Here is a 1,951-nt window from a genome sequence, read left to right on the forward strand (position 1 = left end):
TCATCTTGCTCGACACAAGTGATCTACCAGAGTTCCCGTTCTTCTATGTCAACGACCTTGACGAACTGCCGATCAACCAAACGCAACGGTGTTGATGTGCAGTGTCATCATGAATCTCGGCGTGGGGGCGCGCAGCAGCGAGAGGACCCTGCCGGTGGGACGCCCCGACAAGGCCGCGCGCGCCGCCATCGCACAGCGGCGAGCGGACGCAATCGACCTACGCCTGGCCGGCGTGGACTGGCTCACGGTAGGCCGCAAGCTCGCAGCCGACCCCGCCGTCAACTCCGACCGGATCGCCTACCCGCAGGGCTACGGCATCGACCGGTACAACAAGGGCCTCGAACCTCCCAGTGACGACCAGCTCATCAACGCCGCCTGCAAGGACGTCCGCCAGGCCCTGAAGGAGCGCACCACCGAGCAGGACGAGAAAGCCGACGAGCTGCGCGCCGTAGAGAACCTGCGCCTGGACCGGCTGTTCTTCGTCGCCTACCGGCAGGCCGTCAAGGATGGCGACCTGCCCGCCATCGACCGCGCGCTGCGCATCATGGAGCGCCGCGCCCGCATGAACGGCCTCGACAAGCCGGCCAAGACCGAGATCGTCACCCCGGCCGCCACGGGCGGCGAGCTGACGGCCGTCGCCCTCGACGAACTCGAAGCCCTCATCGGCATCTCCGAGGAGGCCGCACGTGGCTCCGAGTAGCAGTGAACGCGAAGCCAGGCTGCTGGCTGCCTATCGCAGCAAGCCGCCGACGGAGCGCCGCGCCATGGCCGCGAAGGCCTCCCCCGAGCTGCGCGTCCAGCTCGCCCGCATCGAACGCGGCATAGCCATGGACGCCTCGCCGGGCGCGATGGCTGCCGTGCTCACCGAACGCGCCGAGATGCAGGCCCGGCACCTCCACCTGATCGACCAGGCGTGGATCGACATGGCCGAGGGCCGAGCCGACCGCGTGATGATCACGATGCCGCCGCGTCACGGCAAGTCGCGCCGGGCCTCCCGCTGGGCGCCGCTGTGGTACTTGCGCCAGCACCCCGACCGCCGCGTCATGATCGCCTCCTACTCCGGCGATCTCGCCGAGGAGCACTCCCGCTGGGTCCGCGACGCCATCGAGGCGTGGGGCGACGAGCTCGGCATCCACCTCAACCCGTCCTCCCGGGCGGCGATGCGCTTCGACATTGCAGGCCACCAAGGTGGCCTCGTCGCAGCTGGTATTGGCGGCACCCTCACCGGCCGCGGCGCCACCGTCGCGCTGGTCGACGACCCCGTACAGGACATGGCGTCCGCCGACTCGCCCAGCATCCGCCGCAAGGCGTGGGAGTGGTGGCAGTCCGTCCTGCAGACCCGCCTGGAGCCCGACGGGGCGATCTGCGTCATCCAAACCCGCTGGAACGAGGACGACCTGGCCGGCCGCATCCTCGCCGACGCACAAACCAACGAGTGGAAGATCATCGATCTGCCCGCGCTCGCCGACAGCGACGATGACCCCCTCGGTCGGAAGGTCGGCGAACCGCTATGGCCCGAACGCTTTGACGCCGAACACCACGCCACCACCCGCCGCCGTGTCGGCGAACGTGTCTGGGCCGCGCTCTACCAGCAAAAGCCCCGCCCGCCCGAGGGCGGCGTCTGGCAGCGGGCCTGGATCAACGACCACCGCCTCACCACTGTCGAGTTCGGCGGCCTCGACATGGCCCGCATCATCGTCGCCGTCGACCCCGCTGGCGGTGAGTCCGCGATCGGCGACGAGACTGGCATCATCGGCGCGGCTCGCGGCTTCGACGGCCACCTGTACGTCCTCGAGGACCGCTCGGGGAGCATGGGCGCCAACGATTGGGGCCGCACCGCCTGCCTCCTTGCCCTCGACTCTGGTGCGCAATTCCTGACGCGGGGTCGGCTGGTTGCGGCATGATCATGGTGCGGTCGCTTCCCTGTCGTGCGGCCACGGGAGTGATGTGC

Annotated in this window: 2 protein-coding genes; both read left to right on the forward strand. The window is 69.3% G+C overall.

Annotated features, from left to right (window positions below; all coding sequences use genetic code 11):
* Positions 1-109: 109 nt before the first annotated feature.
* Entirely contained in the window at positions 110-700 is a 591-nt protein-coding gene (locus tag ACWDA7_RS52420; RefSeq protein ID WP_450615240.1) for a hypothetical protein, read from the forward strand.
* Positions 687-1,904 (forward strand): terminase large subunit domain-containing protein, encoded by a 1,218-nt coding sequence (locus ACWDA7_RS52425; protein ID WP_450615242.1) that lies wholly within the window; start codon positions 687-689, stop codon positions 1,902-1,904. Before ACWDA7_RS52420 ends, ACWDA7_RS52425 begins: the two co-directional genes overlap by 14 nt.
* Positions 1,905-1,951 lie beyond the last annotated feature (47 nt).

It is taken from the genome of Streptomyces sp. NPDC001156 (assembly GCF_053598275.1).